The sequence below is a fragment of the Mesorhizobium sp. B2-1-8 genome (genome assembly GCF_006442545.2).
Taxonomy (GTDB): Bacteria; Pseudomonadota; Alphaproteobacteria; order Rhizobiales; family Rhizobiaceae; genus Mesorhizobium.
The window spans coordinates 2663817-2684163 of record NZ_CP083952.1 but is presented as its reverse complement, the minus strand read 5'-3'; the positions used below and the strand labels follow the sequence as shown (position 1 = coordinate 2684163).

Here is a 20347-nt window from a genome sequence, read left to right as displayed (position 1 = left end):
GCATCGAGCGCTCAACCATGACCACCATCACCGCAACCACCGCCCCGCCTCGCGCTCGCAAACTCGTCGGTGCCGGGCGCCGGCAATGGATCGGCCTGCTCTATGTCGCGCCGGCGGTGGCGCTGGTGATGGTGTTCTTCGTCATTCCGCTCGGCATGACGGCGTGGATGTCGCTGCACAACTGGCCGCTGATGGGCGAGCACTCCTTCATCGGCCTCGGCAATTACTGGGCGATCCTGCGCGACACCAGATTCTGGAACGCGCTGAGATTCACCGGCTACTACACGGTGGTCGTCACCATCGCGATCTTCGCCGTCGCCTTTCCGCTGGCGATCTTCATCGAGCGGCCGCGCCCGTTCACCAATCTCTACCGCACAATGTTCTTCATGCCGGCGGTGGTCGGCTTTGCCTCGGCGAGCCTGCTTTGGTCGTGGCTGCTCAACGTCGATTCCGGCCTGTTCAGCCCGGCCGCCTACGACCTCGGCCTGATCGACAAGAAATTCAACCTGCTCGCCACCTTCCAGCCGGCCTTCTGGTCGATCATCGCCATGGTGGTGTGGAAGGTCGCCGGCTTCACCATGATCATCCTGATGACCGGCCTGCAATCGATCCCGCAGGACCTGCAGGAGGCCGCCGTCATCGACGGCGCCGGGCCGTTCGCCCGGTTCAGGGCAATCACCCTGCCGCTGATGCGCCGCACACTGGCGCTGGCGCTGATCCTGTCGGTGGCCGGTTCGATCCTGGCCTTCGACCAGTTCTACATCATCCTGCGCGGCGGCCCGCGCAACCAAACGCTGACGGCGGTGTACTGGATCTTCAACCAGTCCTTCGTGTCGTTCAAGCTCGGTTACGGCGCCGCACTCTCGATGGTGCTGCTGGTGATCCTGGTGACGCTCAGCCTCGTCCAGCTCTGGCTGCTGCGCAAGCCAGAGGGGCTCGACTGATGGCGCAGGCGATGTCAGACACAGGCAAGCTCGCGGCTCGCTTGGCCAGGCATTCCACCGGCATCATTGCCTCGGTGCTGTTCGTGGCGCCGATCGTGTGGACGGTGCTGTCGGCCTTCAAGCCGGCGCAGGAGGCCCGCCTGCCACCGCTGCCGCCCTGGCCGACGACGGGATTCTCGCTCGAAAACTACGCCACGTTGAACAGCTTCGGCGACGGGCTGTGGGTCTCGACCCAGAACAGCATCTACGTCTCGGTGATGACCGTAATATTGTCGGTCATCGTCAGCGTGCTCGCCGGCTACGGTTTTTCGCGGTTCCGGTTTCCCCTGAAGGATCTGTTCTTCGTCCTCATCCTGTCGACGATCATGATCCCGTTCCAGTCGATCCTGACGCCGATCTTCCTGGTGCTGACCAAGCTTGGCCTGCACAACACGCTGACCGGCCTGGTCGGCGTCTACGTGACGCTGCAGCTGCCGTTCTCGATCTTCATGATGCGCAACGCCTTCGACGCGGTGCCGCGCGAGATCGAGGAGGCCGCGCGCATGGACGGCGCCGGCAACGCCACCATGCTCATTAAGGTCATGCTGCCGCTGGTCTGGCCGGGTGTCGTCACCATTGCGCTGTTTGCCTTCCTCGGCGCCTGGAACGAATTCCTCGCGGCCCTGGTGCTGATGACCGACCAATCCAAATTCACGCTGCCGGTGATGATGACAGCGCTTCAGTCGGGCCGCTTCGGCGCCATCGACTGGGGCGCCGTGCAGGCGGGCGTCACCGTGATGATGGTGCCGTGCCTGATCCTGTTCCTCGCTTTGCAGCGCTTCTACATCCGCGGCCTGATGGCCGGGGCCGTCAAATAGCAGATCGAATGGAGTGAGTTCATGACCGGATCGCAAACCGCAAAAACGGCTAGAACGGGTAAGCCGAAGCTCGCCTTCCGCCCGCTGCCGGTGCCGCAGGTCGACGTGCACGGCTTCTGGGGCGACCGCGCCGAGGCGGTGGCGACGCGCACCGCCGACATCCTTTACGACCGCTGCGTGGAGGCGCGCATGCTGGAGCAGATCGATCCCGACCGCCCCTCGCCCGGCATCGTCATTCCGTTCCATTCGCCTTCGCCCGACGAGGCCGCCTCCCCCGGCTTCACCGGTTCGACCGTGACCACGCAGATGTTCTGGGATTCCGATCTCGGCAAGACTATCGAGACCGCGGCCTATTCGCTCTACCGGCGCAAGAACCCTGAACTGGAGAAAAAGATCGACGCCGTCATCGACATGTACGGCAGGCTGCAGCAGGACGACGGCTATCTCTCCAGCTGGTACCAACGCATCCAGCCCGGCAAGCGCTGGACCAATCTGCGCGATTGCCACGAGCTCTACTGCGCCGGCCACCTGATCGAAGGCGCGGTCGCCTACTACCAGGCGACCGGCAAGCGCAAGCTGCTCGACATCATGTGCCGCTACGCCGACCACATCGCCTCGGTACTGGGCCCCGAGCCCGGCAAGAAGAAGGGCTATTGCGGCCATGAGGAGATCGAGCTGGCGCTGGTCAAGCTGGCGCGGGTAACCGGCGAACAAAAGTACATGGAGCTGGCCAAATACTTCATCGACCAGCGCGGCCAGCAGCCGCATTATTTCGACGAGGAGGCGCGCGCCCGCGGCGCCGACCCGAAGGCCTATCATTTCAAGACCTACGAATACAGCCAGTCGCACATCCAGGTGCGCGAGCAGGACAAGGTCGTCGGCCATGCGGTGCGGGCCATGTATCTCTATTCGGGCATGGCCGACATCGCCACCGAATATGGCGACGACACGCTGCGGGTAGCGCTCGACCGGCTATGGGACGACCTCACCACCAAGAACCTCTACATCACCGGCGGGCTCGGGCCGTCGGCGCACAATGAGGGTTTCACCAGCGACTACGACCTGCCCAACGAGACCGCCTACGCCGAGACCTGTGCGTCGGTCGGGCTGGTGTTCTGGGCGAGCCGCATGCTCGGCATGGGCCCCAACGCCCGCTACGCCGACATGATGGAGCGCGCACTCTACAATGGTTCGATCTCGGGCCTGTCGCTCGACGGCTCGCTGTTCTTCTACGAGAACCCGCTGGAAAGCCGGGGCAAGCATAACAGGTGGAAATGGCACCGCTGCCCTTGCTGCCCGCCCAATGTCGGGCGCATGGTGGCCTCGATCGGCAGCTATTTCTACAGCCTGGCGGACGATGCACTTGCGGTCCATCTCTATGGCGACTCCACCGCCCGCTTCGACATGTCGGGCACGCCGGTAACGCTGACGCAGGCGAGCCGCTATCCCTGGGATGGTGCCGTCGAGATCGCGGTCGAGCCGCAATCGCCGGTGGAGTTCACGCTGCATTTGCGGGTGCCGGGTTGGAGCTCCAAGGCCGGCCTCGCCGTCAATGGCGAGACGGTCGACCTCGAGGAAGTCACCAGCGACGGATATGCCGCGATCCGGCGCAACTGGACAAAGGGCGATCGTATCCGGCTCGATCTCGAAATGCCGATCGAGCGGCTCTACGCCAATCCCGAGGTCCGGCAGGATGTCGGCCGCGTCGCACTGTCGCGCGGGCCGCTGATCTACTGCGTCGAGGCATCAGACAATGACGCCAGCCTGCATCGCCTGACCCTGCCGCGCACGGCCGGCATAGAGGCCCATGACGAACCGGACCTGCTCGGCGGTGTGGTGACGCTTTCAACTGTCGCACAAGCCGACGCCGGCGACGGCTGGCAAGACGGGCTCTATCGTTCCGAACCGCCGGCCAAGGTCGAGACGCGCCTGACGGCCATCCCCTATTTCGCCTGGGATAACCGCGAGCCCGGCGAGATGCTGGTCTGGCTGCGGGATGGATGAGGTTGGTTGCGGGGCCCGCAAACCTCTCGCGGCCCTGTTATGTCCGGCTTGACTGGGTAGCCGCCGCGGGCAGCGGCGTTTTCGGCGCCGCTTGCGCGGCGCTCCTGTCGACATGCGCCCAGGCTGGCCGTTCGAATAGGAACATGCCGAAACCAATGCGCTGGACGATGAAGTAGAGCACGACGGGGCTTATGATCGAGACCAACAGCACTGCCAGGCTGAGCATGCCCGTGTCGGTCAACAGGCCGCTGGCCAGCGCCGCGCCGCGAAACAGCGACATCGGGATGGTGAAGGCGACATAGACGACCAGTGAGTGTTCGCCGAGCCAGCGCAGCCATTCCATGGCGGGAAATTTCGACAGGAAGCCGCCAAGCACGCAAAGCGCCACCGCTCCAGCGACGGCCAGCACCAGATGCAGCGGCGGCCATGCCGCCAAGCCCATCCGCATGCCGACGGGCTGCATGGCATAACCCGGCGAATAGACCAGCAGGCCGTTGACAACAGCCCACAGCAGCAGCCCGGCAACGGCCAGCGCCGGGCGGGCTTGCGTCCATTCGACGAGCCGGAACACCAGCGGCGCCATCACGAAGCCGACGTAGAAAAAGACGAAATAGGCCGCGAATTGTTCGACCGCATAGCTGTCCGGATGGGGCGCCCACATCTGCAGGCAGGCGGCGATCGGGATGACGATCCAGGCAGGGACGGCGAACTGCCGCAGCAGTTTCGCGGCAAGGCCGAACACCGCCAGCATGTAGATGAACCACAACACGCCATAGGGCTGGACGACGGCCATTGCCAGGTCGTGCAGCATGCCGGCGGGATCCCGGCTGAAAATGCCGATCTTCAGCCCGATCGAGATGATCGCCCACAGCACGTAGAAATAGAGATAATGGACGACGCGCCGGTCGATATAGCGCCGCCACGGCCGGTCGATCACCTGCGACAGGAAAAGCCCCGAGATCAGGAAGAATTCGGGCATCCGAAACGGCGTCGCGAAGCCGATGACGTAGTGGAGGAAGCCGACGCCGCCCGTGTACTCGCCGGTGTTGTAGGCTGAGTACATCATGACCACGAGGATGATGGAGAGGCCTTTGGCCGTATCCACCCACGGCATGCGCATCGGGCTTTTCATGGCGGCGAATCCAGACCGGGCCGGCCCGGCTGGCCAGCCATCATCCGGCGATGTCTAGCACCATCAAGCTTCCCAGATCGTAAACGCGCCTGGCCTCTTGCCGCGACGAAATGATTGCAATTTCCATCGTCGGCGCTGCCCCTCACCTGCCTGCCGGCATCCTCTCCCCGTAAACGGGGCGAGGAACGCTTTCGCGACTGCTTTCGACAATCGTCAGCGTTGCAGAAAGGCGCCGGCGTTGCAGCCAGCCTCTCTCGCCCCGTTTACGGGGAGAGATGTCCGGCAGGACAGTGAGGGGCAGCGCCGACGGCGACTGTTGACGCGGTTACCTTCGCGCCTTCGACTTGTTCAGCGCCACGGCGGCGTGTACCAGCGCCTTGAAGGCTTCCTCATTGACTTCTTCGCCTTTCTGGAAATCGATAGCGCGGCGCGTGTTGCCTTCGAGGCTGGAGTTGAACAGCCTTGCCGGATCGGGCAGCGCGGCCCCCTTGGCGAAGGTCAGCTTGACGACGGCCTTGTAGGTCTCGCCGGTGCAGATCATGCCGGCGTCCTCCCACACCGGCACGCCGCGCCATTTCCACGTCTCGACCACATCGGGATCGGCTTGATGGATCAGCGCGCGCAGCCGGCCCAACATCTCGCCGCGCCAGTCGCCCAATTCCCTGATCCTGCCGTCGATCAGCTCGGAGGGAGATTTGCTGTCCTGCGTTTCCGTGGTCGTCATACCGTTTCTCCTTCGAACCCTAGAAATAGCGCACTCACATACGCTCGCCAGGCAATTGGCTGGCCTGCTTCACCCAGGCGCTGAACTGCGCCTCATCGAAGGCATCGTCCTCGTGAATGTGGAAATAGCGCATATCCTTGCTCTTGGACGCGACCGGAGGCACCGGGTCCAGCGACTGGCCGCGGAAGAAAGCGACCTTGATGTACTTGGTGAAGCAATGGATGTTGAGGAACCAGCCCTCGCTTTCGACGCCGTAGAAGGGCGAGTTCCATTTGACCGCCTTGTGGACACCGGGCACGGCGCGCTCGATGAGCGCGTCGAGGCGTTGGCCGACCTCGCGCTTCCAGCCCGGCATGGCCGCGATATAGGCCTGCACCGGTGCATCGCCATAGCCCTTGGCGATCTGCGGATTGCCGCCGGAAAGCAGCTTCGGCTCAGCCTTGGCGGGCTTGCTCGATTTCCGCTCGGTCTTGGCCATACCCTCCCTTCCTATCCGTTGGCCCGCTGCACGCTGCGTCCCCTGGAAACATAGGGCAGCACGAACATATAGAGGCCGCTGAACAGCAAAAGGAACAGCGGCAGGAGCGGCGAATAGACCAGCCAGGCGGGCGGCTGCCCGAACGCCATGGTGGCGAAGTTCGCGGCGACGGTGATCGTGAAAATAATCGACAGCCAGCGATGCGCCTGCCGTATCCATTTGCTCCAGTCCAATTCTGCCTCCTTTGCACTATGCGTTGAAACCCGGCGCCCTACCAGCGCGCCAGCTCTGTGATCTGGACGAGATTGCCGCAGCCATCATTCACCTGCGCGATGGTCGAGCCGGTCACCGCGGTCGGCGCCATGGCGAAGGCACCTCCATTCGCCTTGATGCGCTCGTGATCGCCCTTGATGTCGTCGGTGAAGAGCATCAGCGCCGGCTGTCCCTGCTTGAAGATCGCCTGCTGGTAGGCCTTGGCCGCCGGATTGTCATTCAGCGCCAGCTGCAATTCGGTCCCGTCGGGCTCTTCGGCCGAGACGACCGTCAGCCAGCGGAACGGACCGTTGCTGAAATCGGCCTTTTTGGTGAGGCCGAGCACATCGGTATAGAAGGCGAGCGCCTTTTCCTGATCGTCGACATAGATGCTGGTCAGTTTGAGTTTCATCGCTTTTTCTCCATAGGTTTTGCTGGCGGAGGACCGCCCTTTACTACCGCTGTGTGGCATTCGGCCTGGCCGGAGACCTCAGTCGGTCCGCGCCAGAAGCTCTTCCAGCTTCTCCAGGAATTGCGGCCACCCCACCTTGGCGCCGCCATAGGCCCGTCTCTGGTCGGGCCGGAAACCGGCCTGCTCCATGCGCAGATGGGTTCCCGTCGACGTTGGGGTGAGCGTGAAAGTCACCACGCTCCTGAGATCGAAAGCCGGATCCTGGTGCGCGAGGTTCCAGCTGTAGGACAGCGTCTTGTGCGGCTCGACGGCAAGCACCTCGCAATCCAGCACGCCGCCCCAGTCGCCGCGGAGGTTGAAGCGATGGCCGACGACCGGATTGAAATCATTCTTCATCAGCCACTCCTCGATCAGATGCGGTTGCGTCAGCGCGCGCCAGAGTTTTTCAGGTGGATGGGAGACTTCCCGCTCGACGACGACAGTGCGGGTCTCCTGGGCACTATCGTTCACTGGTCCATCCTTTTGAGCAAATCCTCGAGGTCGTCGAACCGGCTTTCCCAGAACCCCGCCATCTCACGCGTCCAGTCCATCAGCGGCGCCAGCGCGGCAAGCTGCGCGCTGTAATGCGTCTGGCGACCTTCATGCCGGTCGCGCACCAGCCCGGCCTGCTTCAGCAAGCCGAGATGCTTCGACACCGCCGGCTGCGAGACGCCGGACTGGCTCGTCAGTGCCCCGACCGTCTGCTCTCCCTGGCGGCACAGCCGTTCGAAGATCGCCCGCCTGGTCGGGTCGGCGAGCGTCCTGAAGAGCATGTCATGAGCGTCTGGCATCCGAAATCGATAACCCATTGGCTATTGGTTGACGTATAACCGCAGGGATATATGTTCGTCAAGTGGAAGATTGGAGCGACAGGAATATCGGTGAGATGGACGGCAAAGCCAACATAGTTCCTTCGGCGCTGGACGCGATCGCCTTCACCCGTTGACAGCGGCTTCGTCCAACCGGACGAACAGGCTGTTCATCTTGGCCAAATCAGGTATTATAGGTAAGGGCCTGCCGCAACGTAGTTTGCTCAATCCATGGCCTCTTCCGCTCAGGCGACCGTCGATACCCCGCCCCCCGCCCTTCGGCGGTCGTCAGCTATTTCCTGTTCACGCAGACGCATTCGCGCGGCGCCGGCTCCGGTTTTTCAGCGGACGTGGGTGCGGCCAATTTCCTGCGCCACCAGTTCCTGCAATTGCCACAGATTGCGGTCGCGGATACCGCAGGCGTCGAGATGGCGGATCGTCTCGAACAGATACTCAGCGCCCGAGCCCCAATGGCCGACGGCTCTGGCCAACGTCGCCGCGACCGCCTGCTTGTCGAGCTTGCCGGCATAGCGCGGATTGGCGGAATCGACCACGAAACCCAGCGCCAGGCACGGCCCGCCTTCGGTGCTGACCCGCAGCCAGCGCGGCACGTTGACGGCGGGCAGGATGGTCATTTCGCGGCGCAGCAGCGCCTCCAGATTGGCGGCAACAGGTTCGGCGATCTCGAACACCATGCCCTGGCACTGGCCGCCGCGGTCGAGCGCCATCATCAGGCCTGGCTGATCGAGCGTGCCGCGAAAGCGCTGCACCGTGAAGCAGAACGACCGGTGCCAGCCTCGCGCCACCGCATGCTCGCCACCCCGCACCTCCCCCGCCGGTTTCCACAGCAGCGAGCCATAGGCGAACAGTTTCAGCGGCCCAACCGGTGCCGAGGCCATGATCTCGTCACGAAAACGCGCATAGTCCTGGTCGGTCATATAGACCATGCCCGGCGTCGGCCCGGCATCCTCGACCGCGCGCGAGGTGCGCGCCACCAGCGCCTCGGTCAGCGCCATCGGCGTTTTGCGCGGCGGTGCGGCGGAAATGGCCTTGCTCATCCTTGCGCTCCCAGCCTTGCCGCCATCTTGCCGAAGGCTGCGAGATTCTCAAGAGGCCTCCTTGCGACCGGCGCCAAATCCGCCGGCTAGAGCATGATGCCGAAAAAGTGTGAAGCGGTTTTCGGACGACATCATGCTCTATCCATTTGATTCAGAGGCGTGCGCGGCCCGCGCCCGGCAGCTCTGTTCTAGTGCTTGGTGCCCTTGCCGCCGATGGGGATGCGCTTTGCCTTGTTCTGCGCCTTCTCGGATTTCGGCAAGCTCACGGACAGTACGCCGTTGCGGAAATCGGCGGCGATCTTGTCCTCCGCGACTTCGAAGCCGATCGGGATACGACGTTCGAAGCGGCCATAGAACCGCTCGGAGAACTGACGCTCCTTGTCCTCGGTTTCGGCGTGTTTTTCGCCGCGCAACGTCAGGACGCCGTCATCGAGCAGCACTTCGACGTCCTTCTCCTCCATGCCAGGTATCTCGGCGGTCACGCGGAGCTCCTTGTCCGTTTCGGAGATTTCCACGCTGGGCCAACCGGTGCCGGCCAAAGAGAACCTGCCCATGGAAGGAAGCCGCGAATCGAAGCCCCGGAACATGTCGTCGACTAGGCGGCTCATTTCGCGATGCAGACCCATGAACGGGTCCGGGTCGCCTTCGCGAAAGCGGGTCGCGGATTGGCTGGTGTCGCGGCTCCATGGCATGAGATCACGAATGGTCATTGCATTTTCTCCTTTTCTTGATCCTGTTTCTGGCACGCTTGCATACCCTGGCTGCCATGCTCCGGGGACAATGCGCCGTCTGACGCAGGCATCGCTGCCGACCCCGTTTGCGCTCGCTGTTTTCGCTCTGCTTTGGTCCGATCCGCTCCACCTTTGGGACCGCCCTTGCCGGTCGCGGCCGGTCGCGCGTCTCGCGAGACGTCATCGCCTCCGGCACATGATGCCCGGGTCCGAACGGTCACCCGACGCGCCGACACGAAGCGCCGACACGCGTTCCGGAACGGCCCCGTCTGAGCCGGCATGGTCGATCTGGGCTTCGTTGCGGCGGGGTCAAGACCTGGTAATGCAATGTGATCGGCGCCATTGTTCGAAATGGAGCGGGACTAAAAATCAAAGCTCCACGCCGCATTTGGATAGACATCTTCGCCAGACCCAATCTCTAACTCACGACACCGGCCGGCTGGTCGCCCGCGTCACGACACGGCGGTCGTCATGGAACGAGATCGCTCCCGGAACGTTTCATCGGGTTGGGAGGAAGCCATGAACGATGCGCCGGCAACGCCGGTCGGCAGGCCGCTTTCGTCAGGCGAGCTGGTCACCGTGATGTCCCATTTCCATCGCGCCGAGATCGCCCGCATGGCCGGCTGGCGCGACCGCCTCGACCGCACCAGCAATTGGGCGATCACCGTTGTCGCGGCGATGCTGTCGGTGTCGCTGTCGACGGCCAGCGCCCATCACGGCGTGCTGCTGTTCGCCATGCTGCTGGTGCTGCTGTTGCTGTGGATTGAGGCGCGCCGCTACCGCTTCTTCGATGTCTACCGCGCCCGCGTGCGCCAATTCGAGCGCCATTATTTCGCGCAGATCTTCTCGCCGCAGCCCGACTTCGCCTCCGACTGGCTGCTGGTCGTTGGCGAGAGCCTGCGGACGCCGAAGTTCCTGGTTTCGCAGCGCGTGGCGCTGGCGCGCCGTTTGCGCCGCAACTACCTGCACATGATGCTGATCCTGCTGCTCGCCTGGATCCTCAAACTGTCGACACCGAGCCTGATCGATCAGGCCGCGCCGGTCGGCTTTGTCGGCACATTGCGCGAGGCCGTAGGTGCCGCGGCGCTCGGTCCCATTCCGGGCGTGGCCATCGTCGCCGCGATTGCCCTCCTCTATGCCGGCCTGCTGGCGGCCGCCTTCCTGACGCCGGGCGACGACGGCGAACTTTCCTTCGGCGACGTCCACGTCTGAGCCCGATATCTGAACGAGATATCTGAGTTCGATGTCTCGCGACGGATGGCTGCAACGCAAACCTCGGCCGCGCGTTGTGATGGTCAGTCCGCGGCGGCGTCTTGAAGGGACCCATGATCCACCTAACGGCAACGAGGTCGCACGGCGCTGCGGTCGCCTTTTCGCTGGCAATTCTCGTCCTGGCGTCGGCGGCAAGCGATGCGCTGGCCGCGCAGCCGGCCGGTCACGCCTCTGGCATGGGCGGCTCGGCCGAAGGGCTGTTCGTTGCCGAGATCGTCCTCCTGCTTCTGGTCGGGCGCGGCCTCGGCGAGATCTTCCAGCGCTATCGCCAGCCGGCGATCATGGGCCAGCTGATCGGCGGCATCCTGCTCGGGCCGTCGCTGTTCGGCTGGCTCTGGCCCGACGCCCAGCATCTGATCTTTTCCACCGATCCCGCGCAGAAAAGCATGATCGATGCCGTCTCGCAGCTCGGCATTCTGCTCCTCTTGCTGCTGACCGGCATGGAGACGGATTTGCGCCTCGTGCGGCGGGTGGGTGCCGCCTGCTTCTCGATCTCGATCACCGGCGTCGTCCTGCCCTTTGCCTGCGGCTTCGCGCTGGCGCAGGTGCTGCCGGATTCCCTTCTGCCCGAGCCGACCGAGCGCATCGTCGCCGGACTGTTCCTCGGCACCGCGCTGTCGATCTCCTCGGTCAAGATCGTCGCCATGGTGGTGCGCGAGATGAACTTCATGCGCCGCAATCTCGGCCAGATCATCGTTTCCTCCGCCATCATCGAGGACACGATCGGCTGGCTGGTCATCGCCGTCACCTTCGGCATCGCCACCAATGGCAGCCTGCAGGTGCTGCCATTGGTGCTGACGGTCGCCGAAGTGGCGCTGTTCATGCTGTTCTCCTTCACCATCGGCCGCCGCCTGGTGTTCACGCTGATCCGCTGGAGCAACGACAGCTTCCGCAGCGAATACGCCGTCATATCGGTCATCCTCATCATCATGGGGGTGATGGCGCTGATCACCAATCTGATCGGCGTGCACACCGTGCTCGGCGCCTTCGTCGCCGGCATACTGGTCGGGGAATCGCCGATCCTGTCCGACCACATAGAGGGCCAGTTGCGCGGCGTCATCACGGCGCTGTTCATGCCGGTGTTCTTCGGCATGGCCGGCCTGTCCGCCGACCTCACCGTGCTTGCCGACCCCACGCTGGCGCTGCTGACGCTGGCGCTGGTGCTGATCGCCAGCATCGGCAAATTCTCGGGCGCCTTCCTCGGCGGCCGGCTGTCCGGCATGTCGCTGAAGGAGGCCACCGCCGTCGGCAGCGCCATGAACGCGCGCGGCTCGACCGAGGTCATCGTCGCCTCGATCGGCCTGTCGATGAACATCCTGTCCCACAATCTGTTCACGATGATCGTCACCATGGCCGTCATCACCACGCTGGCCATGCCGCCAATGCTGCGCTGGGCGCTCGGCCGGCTGCCGGTCGGCAATGCGGAAAAGCAGCGCGTCGACCGCGAACTGCTGGACGAGCGCGGCTTCGTCTCCAAGCTGGAGCGGTTGCTGCTGCTCGTCGACGACAGCCCGGTCGGCAAGTTCACCGCCTATCTCGCCGGTCTCGTCGGCGGCGGCAGCGGCATGCCGACCACGCTGCTCCACCTCGAGGGCGGGGAACTGCCCGGCCCTGTCCGCGACAAAGGTCCCGAGCAGGCTTCGCGGCAGGTCAAGAAGGGGGCCGCCAGAAGCGCCAGGGCCGTCCGCAAGGCCGAAGATACGCCGGTCGACAAGGTCCACCTGACAGCCCGCACCGAGCTTGAAGCCACCACCGAAACGATCGCCGCCGAAGCCCGCAAGGGCTACGGCCTGCTGCTGGTCGGGCTGGACAACGCGATGACCGACAAAGGCACCTTCAGCGGTACGCTGAAGGATATCACCAGCGGTTTCGACGGCCCGCTCTGCCTGGTGCTGAATGGCGCCAAATCCAGCGGCAAGATGCCGTTGCTGCGCGCCGGCGCGACCATCCTGGTTCCCGTCAATGGCACCGAGGTGGCGCGGCGCGCGGCCGATTTCGCGCTCGCCTTGGCGCGGCCGCACCGGGCTCGCGTGAAAGCCCTCTATGTCTCGCAGGCCCGCAAGGGCAGCCGGCCAAGCACGGTTTCGCACCGCCGCGAGGAGGCCGTGCTCAAGGATGTCGCCGATCTCGCCGACCGCTATGGCGTCGCCGTCGAGACCGCGATCAGGACGCGCGCCACGCCAGACAGGGCGATCGCCAGGGAGGTGACCAAGGGCGCCGCCATGGTGGTGATGGGCGTCACCCAGCGGCCAGGCGACGAGCTGTTCTTCGGCGACACGGCGACCGCGGTGCTGGCGGCCGTCGCCTGCCCGGTCGTGCTTCTGGCCAGCGACCGCGTCAGGCGAACGGAGGCCGGCGCCGAGGAGGCCGAGACCGGCGCCTGATGCCCTGCGGTGCTACAGCCCGAAGAACTGCCGCCCGATCATATAGCCCAGCGCCGCCGCGACGAGCGGAAACAGCGTCGGCGCGACCTTGCCGAAGAAGGAGACGCTCGTGTCCTTGGGCGGGACATAGCGTCCATTGCCGAGATTCTTGGTCATTGCGTATCCCGAACCGATAATTAGCGGACGCTTATTGACGCATGGCCGCATTAACGGGTTGCAAAGAAATTCGATCGAATAGCCGACCATTGCGCGGTGCCCACAGCCATTTGTCGCCGATCTCGGCGCAGGCCGCACCGGCTACAGACAAGGCGCCGGTCCTTCGGCTAGAGTTTCGCCAGACGCGTCACCAGGGGAAGAACCGAGATGAGCGAAGCCAGTTCAACGCCGGCCGGGCAACCCAGACCGCTCGCCGAGATCGCCAGCTACCACGCCCATATCTACTATGCCGGGCAGGCCGAGCGGCAGCATGCCGAATGGCTGCGCCAGCGCATCGCCGAACGTTTCCGCGTGCGCCTCGGCAACTGGCACGACGGACCAGTCGGCCCGCACGGGCAGGCCATGTACCAGGTCTCCTTCGCCACAGAAATTTTCGCCACGCTGGTGCCCTGGCTGATGCTGAACCACCGGGGCTTGAGCATCCTCATCCACCCCAACACCACCAACCCCAAGCGCGACCACCTGGTCGACCCGATCTGGATCGGCCGGCCGTTGGAAGTGCATGGGGAGGTGCTTGGCGAGGAGCATGAGGCGGAAGAGGCGCTGGAGGTGAATACGGAGCCGACGCTGGGGGCGTGAGGGGCGCCGCGATGAGAAGGCCGTTTGGCCCTCTCGCGGGTTTGATAACCCATGGGGAATGACAGGATGAAATCCATGGCCGCCGAAACCTTGTCCTATCTGTCATCCGCGCTGCTCGACCGCCTGTCGATCTCGACAGTCGACATGGTCGACGAGATCGAACGCCAGATCGTCGGCCAGCGGCGCGGCGAGGTCTGGTGCGCCCCGAAAGCGGTGGTGCTGCCGGGCGACGACCGCTACATCATGGCGACGCTCGGCGTTGCCTCCACGCCGCCCGTGCTGGCCACGAAATCGCTGGTCGTCAATCCGCGCAACGCCGGGCGCGGACTGCCCAGGCTGAATTCGCTGATCACGCTGCTCGACGCCGAAACGGGCCTGCCGCTTGCCCTGGTCGACGGCAATTGGGTGACGGAGAAACGCACGGCCGCCTTGAGCGCCGTCGCCGCCAGGCGCATGGCGAGCAGCGATGCGTCATCCCTGGCCTTCATCGGCTGCGGCGTGCAGGCGCGCGGCCACCTCGAAGCCTTCGCCGACCTCTTCCCCTTGCGCGAAATCCGCGCCTACGGCCGCGGCACGGCCAATCGCGACGCGCTGTGCCAGATGGCACGCTCGCGAGGGCTGCAAGCAATCCCATGCGACACGGCAAGGGAAGCGGTCGAAGGCGCCGACATGGTGGTGACGACGGTGACCCTGGTGCCCAGGCCCGCGCCATTCCTCGATGCGAACTGGCTGAAGCCGGGAAGCTTCACCGTGATGACCGACCAGGCCCTGCCCTGGCTGCCCGAAACGATGCCCCGTTTCGACCGCATCATCGTCGACGACCTGGAGCAGGAGAGAAATATGGCCAAGCCCATGATCGACCCCGGCCTGGTCGCCGGCGACCTGACGGGTTTGGTCTGCGGTGATTTTGCGGGCCGGGAGGGGCCGGGCGAGACCACGGCGTTTGTTTTCCGGGGGCTGGCGGTGGGGGATCTGGCGGTGGCAGCGCTGGCGTATCTGCGGGCGCAGGCGGCTGGGGCGCTTGGGGCGTAGGGCAAGGTCGGGAACGGCGGGAACGGGCGCGACGTCGGCGCGCTGGAAGACCTGATCCGCTGCCAGCTGGTGCCGGAGAATGACCGGATAACCCTGAGCCTAGAAGCGGGCACTCTGGCCGCTTTGGCAGAGAAGGATGCAGATCTAGTAGGCCAGGCGGGTTGTTGCGATCGATGCTCGAAGGCGCGGCGGGGCATGGGATATCGGTGAGCAAGCGGGGGATCGAGGAGGGTATTGGCGCGATCACGGCGACCTGAGGGAGAGACAGACGTTTTTGTTGTGACGTGAGCGGATGGCTGCGGGCGCGGCTCGATGTCAGGCGCGCCCCCATCGTCGTGTGCCGCAGTGATCTGGAGCTCAGCAAGGATCAATCCCCCTGTGCCCAAGGCCTCGGCCTCGAAACCGGCCGTTTGTTGAGGGGCAGTCCAACTCAATGCGAACGGCCACTCTGTGCGGTTAAAATCGTCTCGAAGAACGATAGTGCGTGGCGCATTGCCGCGCCCTGCCCAGATCAGAAATCTCGCGCGAAAATACGTATTCTCTCGTTTCCAGTTTGACTTATCCGCGATAGGATCACTGGCGTGTGCCAGCAGGACAGCGGCGATGCGACCTATTTCGAGTTTGAGCGATTGCAGTTAGAATGAAGAACGAAAACGTCGTCCAAAAGATTTGGGCTCTGTGCCATATCCTTCGTGGAGATGGAATTAGCTATCATCAATATGTATCTGAACTAACCTACCTCCTCTTCCTTAAGATTGCAGAAGAAAATGAGATTGAGAAACTTCTTCCTATAAATTATCGTTGGCAAGACCTTGTCAATCATCCAAAGGAGGGACTTCTAGGTTTCTATCAAGAAATGTTGACCCATCTTGGCGCTAGCGCTGAGAGTGAGGTCATCCGGTCAATTTACGCCTTTCCAACTACTGTTTTCTCTCATTCGGAAAATCTCCACGCCGTTATTGACGGGATCGCGAAAATCGCTTGGCATGACGTTAGCGGTGACCGATTTGGTGAGATATACGAAGGGCTAATCGAGAAAAGCTCTCAGGATGTTCGATCTGGCGCGGGGCAGTATTTTACTCCGCGCGCGCTCGTAAATTCTATGATCAGGGTATCGAAGCCTGGTTTAGGTGACCGGATCCAAGATCCAGCTGTCGGGAGCGGCGGGTTTTTGATCTCCGCAGACCGCTTCATTCGCTCAAATTGTTCGGAACAATCCTATCGGGAAAATCCCCCGAAATATCAGGGGGTCGAGATTGAAAAAAATACCCGCAGAATATGTTTGATGAACACGTTCCTGAACGGTCTGGATGCTGAAATTATACACGGAGACGCGTTGACTGAAGACGGTCGCGAGCTGGGCGCAGCAAGCCTAGTGCTGGCGAACCCGCCGTTTGGGAGCAAGGCAGGAAGCCGGCGGGCACTACGAGCGGATTTCCCCTACCGCAATACGAACAAGCAGCTGGCATTTCTTCAGCATATCTATCTGACCCTCAACGATGGCGGTCGGGCTGCGGTCGTGCTTCCCGACAATGTGTTGTTCGAAGATGGGGCCGGCAGGTCCGTACGCCAGGACCTGATGGCTAGGTGTAGCTTGCACACGATCCTCCGGCTTCCCAAGGGCATCTTTCCTGGAGCGGGGGTCAAGACCAACGTGCTCTTTTTCCGCAAGCAGGCCGGGGTCGCGACGGACGGCGTCTGGTTCTACGACCTGCGCACCAACATGCCGGCATTTGGCAAAACAAATGCGCTGACCGACTCCCATTTTGAAGAATTCGAGCACCTGTACGGCGCTGATACTGGAGGTGCCACACAGCGCCGGGAACAAGGCGAGAGTGGCAGATGGCGCAGGCTTTCGCGGGACGCCATTGCAGAGCGCGGTGATAATCTCAACTGGCTATGGCTCCGTGACGAGAGCAGTGATCAAGACGACGAGATGCAGGATCCCAATGAAATCCTTATCGCAATAATCGGCCACTTGCGTTCAGCGCTGGGCGAGATCGATGCCCTGAGCTCGGAAGTTGAAGCAGAAGACCTTCAGCCTAAGCACGCTTCATGAGCATGCCTTCCCGAGCGATGTCCAATGAACCAAGTTCCCAGCGTTTTGCACGTGCAGCTGTTCGGCGCGGGATGGTGATAGCCAGAATTTCTTTGCCGGGGGGCACGTTGAGGCGGGAACACTGGCGCCATGAATGAGCTTCCAGCCGGATGGGCTCGAGCGAGGCTAGGCGACATCGGCGTTTTGCATACAGGACAGTCACCGAGCGCTGACACCGTCAACCAGGAGGGGCGGGGAACCAGCTATGTAACCGGACCTGAGCAGTGGGATGGTAGCGCGTTCCACAAGCCGAAATGGACGACCGACCCCAAGCGGGTGGTTCCCGAAGGCTGCATCTTTATCACGGTTAAGGGCGCCGGCGTGGGCAAAACCTTCCCGGGCATTCCCGCCGCGATCGGGCGAGATATCTATGCCTATCAACCCAGCGCTGAACTAGACTTTCAATTCATTCTAAGGACGATCGCCTACCGTGCAGAAGAGATCATCGAGAACGCCCACGGCGACATCCCGGGACTTTCAAAGCACCATATCGAAGGCTATTCGGCCGCCATCCCGCCAGTGTCCGAGCAACGCCGGATTGTGGCGCGGCTCGATGAACTGAGCTCGCGCGTTGACCTCTCGCGCAGCGAACTGCAAAAGATTTCACCGTTGGTCGAGTATTACAAGCTCAACCTCCTGCGGTCTGCCTTCCGGGGCGAACTTACGGCAGGGTTTCGCAAGCAGCAAGTGCTCGAGCCCGTGGAGCAACTTCTCGCGAGAATTGACGAGCCCGAGCAGACGCGTGGCGGGCGCCATGCGACGAATGAAATCATCGAAGGCAGAGGTGGTATCTCGATCAATAATCCCGGCACGGTCCTCCCTACTGGATGGGACTGGGTTCCTCTCCTGCGAGTGGCGCGCCAAGAGACCGGGCACACACCAAGTCGTTCCCATCCCGAATGGTGGGGCGGCGATGTACCATGGATCGGCATTCCTGACGCCAATCGGCATCATGGGAGCACGATCGATGACACAATCCAGAAAATCAACGACACAGGACTATCCAATTCCTCCGCGCGACTACTTCCGGCGGGTACTGTCATTCTTTCCCGCACGGCGTCGGTCGGATATGTCGCGATCATGGGCCGCGAGATGGCCACGAGCCAAGACTTCGCTACCTGGTCCTGCACCGATGCCGTCGATCCCAAATACCTTATGTACGCCTTGCTTTCCGAAGGTGATGACATTCGCAATTTTGGACGAGGAACTACCCACACGACCATATATTTCCCTGAGATCAGGGCCTTCAACATTAAGCTCGCCCCGCTCGAGGAGCAGCGGGAAATCGTACGACAGATCGAGGACGCATTCTCTAGGGTCAGCCACCTCGCTCGCGAGGTGGAACGCTCCTTGTGGCTCGTCGGTCGAGCGGAGCAGCGCATCCTCGCCAAGGCTTTCACAGGACAGCTGGTCGAACAGGATGTCGGCGAGGAACCGGCAGACAAAATGCTGGATCGTATACGAGAGACGAGTACCATCTCCGTCATGGAAGTGCGTCCAAAGCGCCCGAGAGCGAAGACAGTGAAAACGGATCCAAAGCAGGTACTTTTGACCGACAGCGCCAATTGGCCGGAGAAGGGGCTGGCATTCGAGGCGATCGTCCAACGCGTGGTGTTGCCCTACGGCGCGGTACGCGATGCCCTCTTTGAGCTTCTGAGCGGTAAAGCTCCCGAGTTGGTGCAGGTGTTCGACAAGGATGAAGGTCGCATGCTCCTTAAGAGGGTGGCGCGATGAGGCTGAGGCTGCTCAAGATAGAGCGATCGGGAACCGGCGGCGGGCTCTTTGACGGCACGGAGGTCTGGTTTGGCCGCGGCAATGACGGTAAGGATGGCGAACCACTTGCGCCGCTTTGTATGATTGGCCCGAACGGATCGGGCAAATCTCAGTTCCTCCAACTGATCGCAGAAATTTTCCAGGCAGCATGGCATGAGCACGCGCCTACGGAGGAGCGACGCAGCGCTAACGACGCGGTACTCTTTGACCTCGAATACATGATCAAACCCGCTCACGGGGACGATCATGAGACCGTGCGTCTCGTTAGGGCGCTGAAGGGCAAGAAGCCGGGACCGATTGAACTTATCCGTGCCGACGGACAGATCATAAGATCAAAAGAACCAGCGTTCGGTCAGTTTCTGCCGTCTTTGATCGTTGGGTATACGTCTGGAGACAATGAAACCTTAAGCTTACCCTTTCTCGCCAGCCGAAGCGGATACGCTGGCGATGTCGCAACTGCAGCACTCAAAGGAAATGCAAAGGCGATTCCGGATAACAAGTTGATGCTTATCGACTATGGCACCAACCTTGAGGTCCTGTTCTCCAATCTCATGCTGGGTTCGACCCACATTAGAAAGGAGCTTCTGCGACACGCCCGCCTGGGCGATCTTGCCTCCTGCCGATGTATCGTGCGCCTTGCGCATTCCGCCGTTCCCAAAATCCCGAAATCCAAGAGGCGCACCTTGGCGCGCAAGGGTATCCAGCTTACCGACGAACTTGAGACCGTTATCGCTCATCTCCAGCGCACCGCAACCTGCTGGCACGTCAACGAGAAAACGGAGACTTACACATTCGATTTTCTGATCACGGACGCGACCCGAGAGGCATTCGCCCACTTCTGGGATGAGGCCTTCACGCTTTACCGGTCTCTGCACAAGCTTGCCCTACTGAACGATCTAGCCATCCCGCGCACCGCACGACGCCGGTTCGACAAAGCCGTGAAGGAACGACGATTTGCCTCCAGACTGCCCGAGCCGCAACAGGAGGACATGGTCTTCAGCTTCGAGGAAGTCCGCTTCTGGCCCGAGGGACATAAGTCGGGCGCCGTTGACTATGTCTCCCTCTCTGACGGTGAGCATCAGCAAGCGCTGATCCTAGGCACCTATGCCATGATCGCTGACACGAACGCGATTTTCCTGCTCGACGAGCCTGAATCGCATTTTAACCCGAAATGGCGCGTAGAATTCGTTCAACAATTAATGAAAATGGTGGGAAGTCGCGGCAATCAGGAATTCCTGCTCACGACCCATGCGCCGTTTGTACCTTCGGACATGCCGAGAGATCAGGTCATGATCTTCTCCAGAGATGAAGCATCAGGCAAGTTCAATGTCAAAGACCCGAAAATTGAGACCTTTGGAACAACTTTCGATCGCATTCTAGAAAGCTGTTTCGATATCCGCCCTCCCAATTCGCACATTGCCGAGAAAGAAATCGCGAAACTCTTGAAATCGGATGACATCGAAGAGATAGAAGATGGTTTTAGGGAGCTCGGGCCGTCTATCGGAAAAGCTCTTCTGGCGGATCATCTGCGAAAGCTGAAAAGCCAAGCCTAG

General features: G+C 62.2%; 20 protein-coding genes. 10 read left to right on the top strand and 10 right to left on the bottom strand.

Annotated elements, in window-relative coordinates; translation table 11 throughout:
• Positions 1 to 17 precede the first annotated feature (17 nt).
• The 3 genes from FJ970_RS13120 to FJ970_RS13110 are packed head-to-tail and all read left to right on the top strand — an operon-like array spanning position 18 to position 3805.
• On the top strand, positions 18 to 944 hold the full coding sequence (locus FJ970_RS13120; RefSeq protein WP_140763651.1) for a carbohydrate ABC transporter permease: 927 nt from the start codon (positions 18 to 20) through the stop codon (positions 942 to 944).
• Positions 944 to 1801: a carbohydrate ABC transporter permease gene (locus tag FJ970_RS13115; protein WP_140763654.1), complete on the top strand. Its 858-nt coding sequence runs from the start codon at positions 944 to 946 to the stop codon at positions 1799 to 1801. Before FJ970_RS13120 ends, FJ970_RS13115 begins: the two co-directional genes overlap by 1 nt.
• A 21-nt stretch (positions 1802 to 1822) precedes the next feature.
• On the top strand, positions 1823 to 3805 hold the full coding sequence (locus tag FJ970_RS13110) for a glycoside hydrolase family 127 protein (protein ID WP_140763657.1): 1983 nt from the start codon (positions 1823 to 1825) through the stop codon (positions 3803 to 3805).
• A 37-nt stretch (positions 3806 to 3842) separates the two neighbouring features.
• Here FJ970_RS13110 and FJ970_RS13105 read toward each other — a convergent pair whose 3' ends face one another.
• The 9 genes from FJ970_RS13105 to FJ970_RS13065 all read right to left on the bottom strand — a co-directional run bounded on the left by FJ970_RS13105 (position 3843) and on the right by FJ970_RS13065 (position 9419).
• Positions 3843 to 4937, bottom strand: coding sequence for an acyltransferase family protein (locus tag FJ970_RS13105; RefSeq protein WP_140763660.1), 1095 nt, complete (start codon positions 4935 to 4937; stop codon positions 3843 to 3845).
• A 325-nt stretch (positions 4938 to 5262) separates the two neighbouring features.
• Positions 5263 to 5661 (bottom strand): DUF1801 domain-containing protein, encoded by a 399-nt coding sequence (locus FJ970_RS13100; RefSeq protein WP_140763663.1) that lies wholly within the window; start codon positions 5659 to 5661, stop codon positions 5263 to 5265.
• A gap of 34 nt (positions 5662 to 5695) precedes the next feature.
• Positions 5696 to 6139, bottom strand: coding sequence for a DUF1801 domain-containing protein (locus tag FJ970_RS13095; RefSeq protein ID WP_140763666.1), 444 nt, complete (start codon positions 6137 to 6139; stop codon positions 5696 to 5698).
• An 11-nt stretch (positions 6140 to 6150) separates the two neighbouring features.
• Complete coding sequence (locus FJ970_RS13090; protein WP_140763669.1) at positions 6151 to 6372, bottom strand: hypothetical protein; 222 nt, start codon at positions 6370 to 6372, stop codon at positions 6151 to 6153.
• Positions 6373 to 6410: 38 nt separating this feature from the next.
• Positions 6411 to 6803, bottom strand: coding sequence for a VOC family protein (locus FJ970_RS13085; RefSeq protein ID WP_140763672.1), 393 nt, complete (start codon positions 6801 to 6803; stop codon positions 6411 to 6413).
• Positions 6804 to 6881: 78 nt separating this feature from the next.
• The gene (locus FJ970_RS13080) at positions 6882 to 7313 is read right to left on the bottom strand and encodes an SRPBCC family protein (RefSeq protein WP_140763675.1); all 432 of its coding nucleotides are present in this window, start codon (positions 7311 to 7313) and stop codon (positions 6882 to 6884) included.
• Positions 7310 to 7633: an ArsR/SmtB family transcription factor gene (locus FJ970_RS13075; protein WP_140763678.1), complete on the bottom strand. Its 324-nt coding sequence runs from the start codon at positions 7631 to 7633 to the stop codon at positions 7310 to 7312. Before FJ970_RS13075 ends, FJ970_RS13080 begins: the two co-directional genes overlap by 4 nt.
• Before the next feature lie 359 nt (positions 7634 to 7992).
• On the bottom strand, positions 7993 to 8709 hold the full coding sequence (locus tag FJ970_RS13070) for a gamma-glutamylcyclotransferase (RefSeq protein WP_140763681.1): 717 nt from the start codon (positions 8707 to 8709) through the stop codon (positions 7993 to 7995).
• Between the two features lie 188 nt (positions 8710 to 8897).
• Positions 8898 to 9419, bottom strand: a complete 522-nt coding sequence (locus tag FJ970_RS13065) for an Hsp20/alpha crystallin family protein (protein WP_140763684.1) — start codon at positions 9417 to 9419, stop codon at positions 8898 to 8900.
• Between the two features lie 540 nt (positions 9420 to 9959).
• Between FJ970_RS13065 and FJ970_RS13060 the strand changes: the two genes are divergently transcribed.
• On the top strand, positions 9960 to 10652 hold the full coding sequence (locus FJ970_RS13060; protein WP_140763687.1) for a DUF2270 domain-containing protein: 693 nt from the start codon (positions 9960 to 9962) through the stop codon (positions 10650 to 10652).
• Between the two features lie 113 nt (positions 10653 to 10765).
• Positions 10766 to 13096 (top strand): cation:proton antiporter, encoded by a 2331-nt coding sequence (locus tag FJ970_RS13055; RefSeq protein ID WP_415752032.1) that lies wholly within the window; start codon positions 10766 to 10768, stop codon positions 13094 to 13096.
• Positions 13097 to 13108: 12 nt separating this feature from the next.
• On the opposite strand, the gene FJ970_RS13050 is transcribed toward FJ970_RS13055, so the two are convergent.
• Entirely contained in the window at positions 13109 to 13252 is a 144-nt protein-coding gene (locus tag FJ970_RS13050; protein ID WP_181178778.1) for a hypothetical protein, read from the bottom strand.
• A gap of 207 nt (positions 13253 to 13459) precedes the next feature.
• Between FJ970_RS13050 and FJ970_RS13045 the strand changes: the two genes are divergently transcribed.
• The 5 genes from FJ970_RS13045 (at position 13460) to FJ970_RS13025 (ending at position 20347) form a co-directional block, all read left to right on the top strand.
• Entirely contained in the window at positions 13460 to 13891 is a 432-nt protein-coding gene (locus FJ970_RS13045; RefSeq protein WP_140763690.1) for a DOPA 4,5-dioxygenase family protein, read from the top strand.
• A 75-nt stretch (positions 13892 to 13966) separates the two neighbouring features.
• On the top strand, positions 13967 to 14923 hold the full coding sequence (locus FJ970_RS13040; protein ID WP_227792119.1) for an ornithine cyclodeaminase family protein: 957 nt from the start codon (positions 13967 to 13969) through the stop codon (positions 14921 to 14923).
• Between the two features lie 640 nt (positions 14924 to 15563).
• On the top strand, positions 15564 to 16982 hold the full coding sequence (locus FJ970_RS13035) for an N-6 DNA methylase (protein WP_140763931.1): 1419 nt from the start codon (positions 15564 to 15566) through the stop codon (positions 16980 to 16982).
• A gap of 129 nt (positions 16983 to 17111) precedes the next feature.
• Complete coding sequence (locus FJ970_RS13030) at positions 17112 to 18755, top strand: restriction endonuclease subunit S (protein ID WP_140763928.1); 1644 nt, start codon at positions 17112 to 17114, stop codon at positions 18753 to 18755.
• A complete protein-coding gene (locus FJ970_RS13025; RefSeq protein ID WP_140763925.1) occupies positions 18752 to 20347 on the top strand; it encodes a restriction system-associated AAA family ATPase in 1596 nt (531 codons plus the stop codon). The genes FJ970_RS13030 and FJ970_RS13025 overlap by 4 nt, the downstream gene beginning before the upstream one ends.

What these genes read in the sequence shown, in the direction of transcription:
- FJ970_RS13120 (WP_140763651.1), top strand. Translation starts at nt 18, where the DNA reads ATGACCACCATCACCGCAACCACCGCCCCGCCTCGCGCTCGCAAACTC.
- FJ970_RS13115 (WP_140763654.1), top strand. Translation starts at nt 944, where the DNA reads ATGGCGCAGGCGATGTCAGACACAGGCAAGCTCGCGGCTCGCTTGGCC.
- FJ970_RS13110 (WP_140763657.1), top strand. Translation starts at nt 1,823, where the DNA reads ATGACCGGATCGCAAACCGCAAAAACGGCTAGAACGGGTAAGCCGAAG.
- FJ970_RS13105 (WP_140763660.1), bottom strand. Translation starts at nt 4,937, where the DNA reads ATGAAAAGCCCGATGCGCATGCCGTGGGTGGATACGGCCAAAGGCCTC.
- FJ970_RS13100 (WP_140763663.1), bottom strand. Translation starts at nt 5,661, where the DNA reads ATGACGACCACGGAAACGCAGGACAGCAAATCTCCCTCCGAGCTGATC.
- FJ970_RS13095 (WP_140763666.1), bottom strand. Translation starts at nt 6,139, where the DNA reads ATGGCCAAGACCGAGCGGAAATCGAGCAAGCCCGCCAAGGCTGAGCCG.
- FJ970_RS13085 (WP_140763672.1), bottom strand. Translation starts at nt 6,803, where the DNA reads ATGAAACTCAAACTGACCAGCATCTATGTCGACGATCAGGAAAAGGCG.
- FJ970_RS13075 (WP_140763678.1), bottom strand. Translation starts at nt 7,633, where the DNA reads ATGCCAGACGCTCATGACATGCTCTTCAGGACGCTCGCCGACCCGACC.
- FJ970_RS13070 (WP_140763681.1), bottom strand. Translation starts at nt 8,709, where the DNA reads ATGAGCAAGGCCATTTCCGCCGCACCGCCGCGCAAAACGCCGATGGCG.
- FJ970_RS13065 (WP_140763684.1), bottom strand. Translation starts at nt 9,419, where the DNA reads ATGACCATTCGTGATCTCATGCCATGGAGCCGCGACACCAGCCAATCC.
- FJ970_RS13060 (WP_140763687.1), top strand. Translation starts at nt 9,960, where the DNA reads ATGAACGATGCGCCGGCAACGCCGGTCGGCAGGCCGCTTTCGTCAGGC.
- FJ970_RS13055 (WP_415752032.1), top strand. Translation starts at nt 10,766, where the DNA reads ATGATCCACCTAACGGCAACGAGGTCGCACGGCGCTGCGGTCGCCTTT.
- FJ970_RS13050 (WP_181178778.1), bottom strand. Translation starts at nt 13,252, where the DNA reads ATGACCAAGAATCTCGGCAATGGACGCTATGTCCCGCCCAAGGACACG.
- FJ970_RS13045 (WP_140763690.1), top strand. Translation starts at nt 13,460, where the DNA reads ATGAGCGAAGCCAGTTCAACGCCGGCCGGGCAACCCAGACCGCTCGCC.
- FJ970_RS13040 (WP_227792119.1), top strand. Translation starts at nt 13,967, where the DNA reads ATGGCCGCCGAAACCTTGTCCTATCTGTCATCCGCGCTGCTCGACCGC.
- FJ970_RS13035 (WP_140763931.1), top strand. Translation starts at nt 15,564, where the DNA reads ATGAAGAACGAAAACGTCGTCCAAAAGATTTGGGCTCTGTGCCATATC.
- FJ970_RS13030 (WP_140763928.1), top strand. Translation starts at nt 17,112, where the DNA reads ATGAATGAGCTTCCAGCCGGATGGGCTCGAGCGAGGCTAGGCGACATC.
- FJ970_RS13025 (WP_140763925.1), top strand. Translation starts at nt 18,752, where the DNA reads ATGAGGCTGAGGCTGCTCAAGATAGAGCGATCGGGAACCGGCGGCGGG.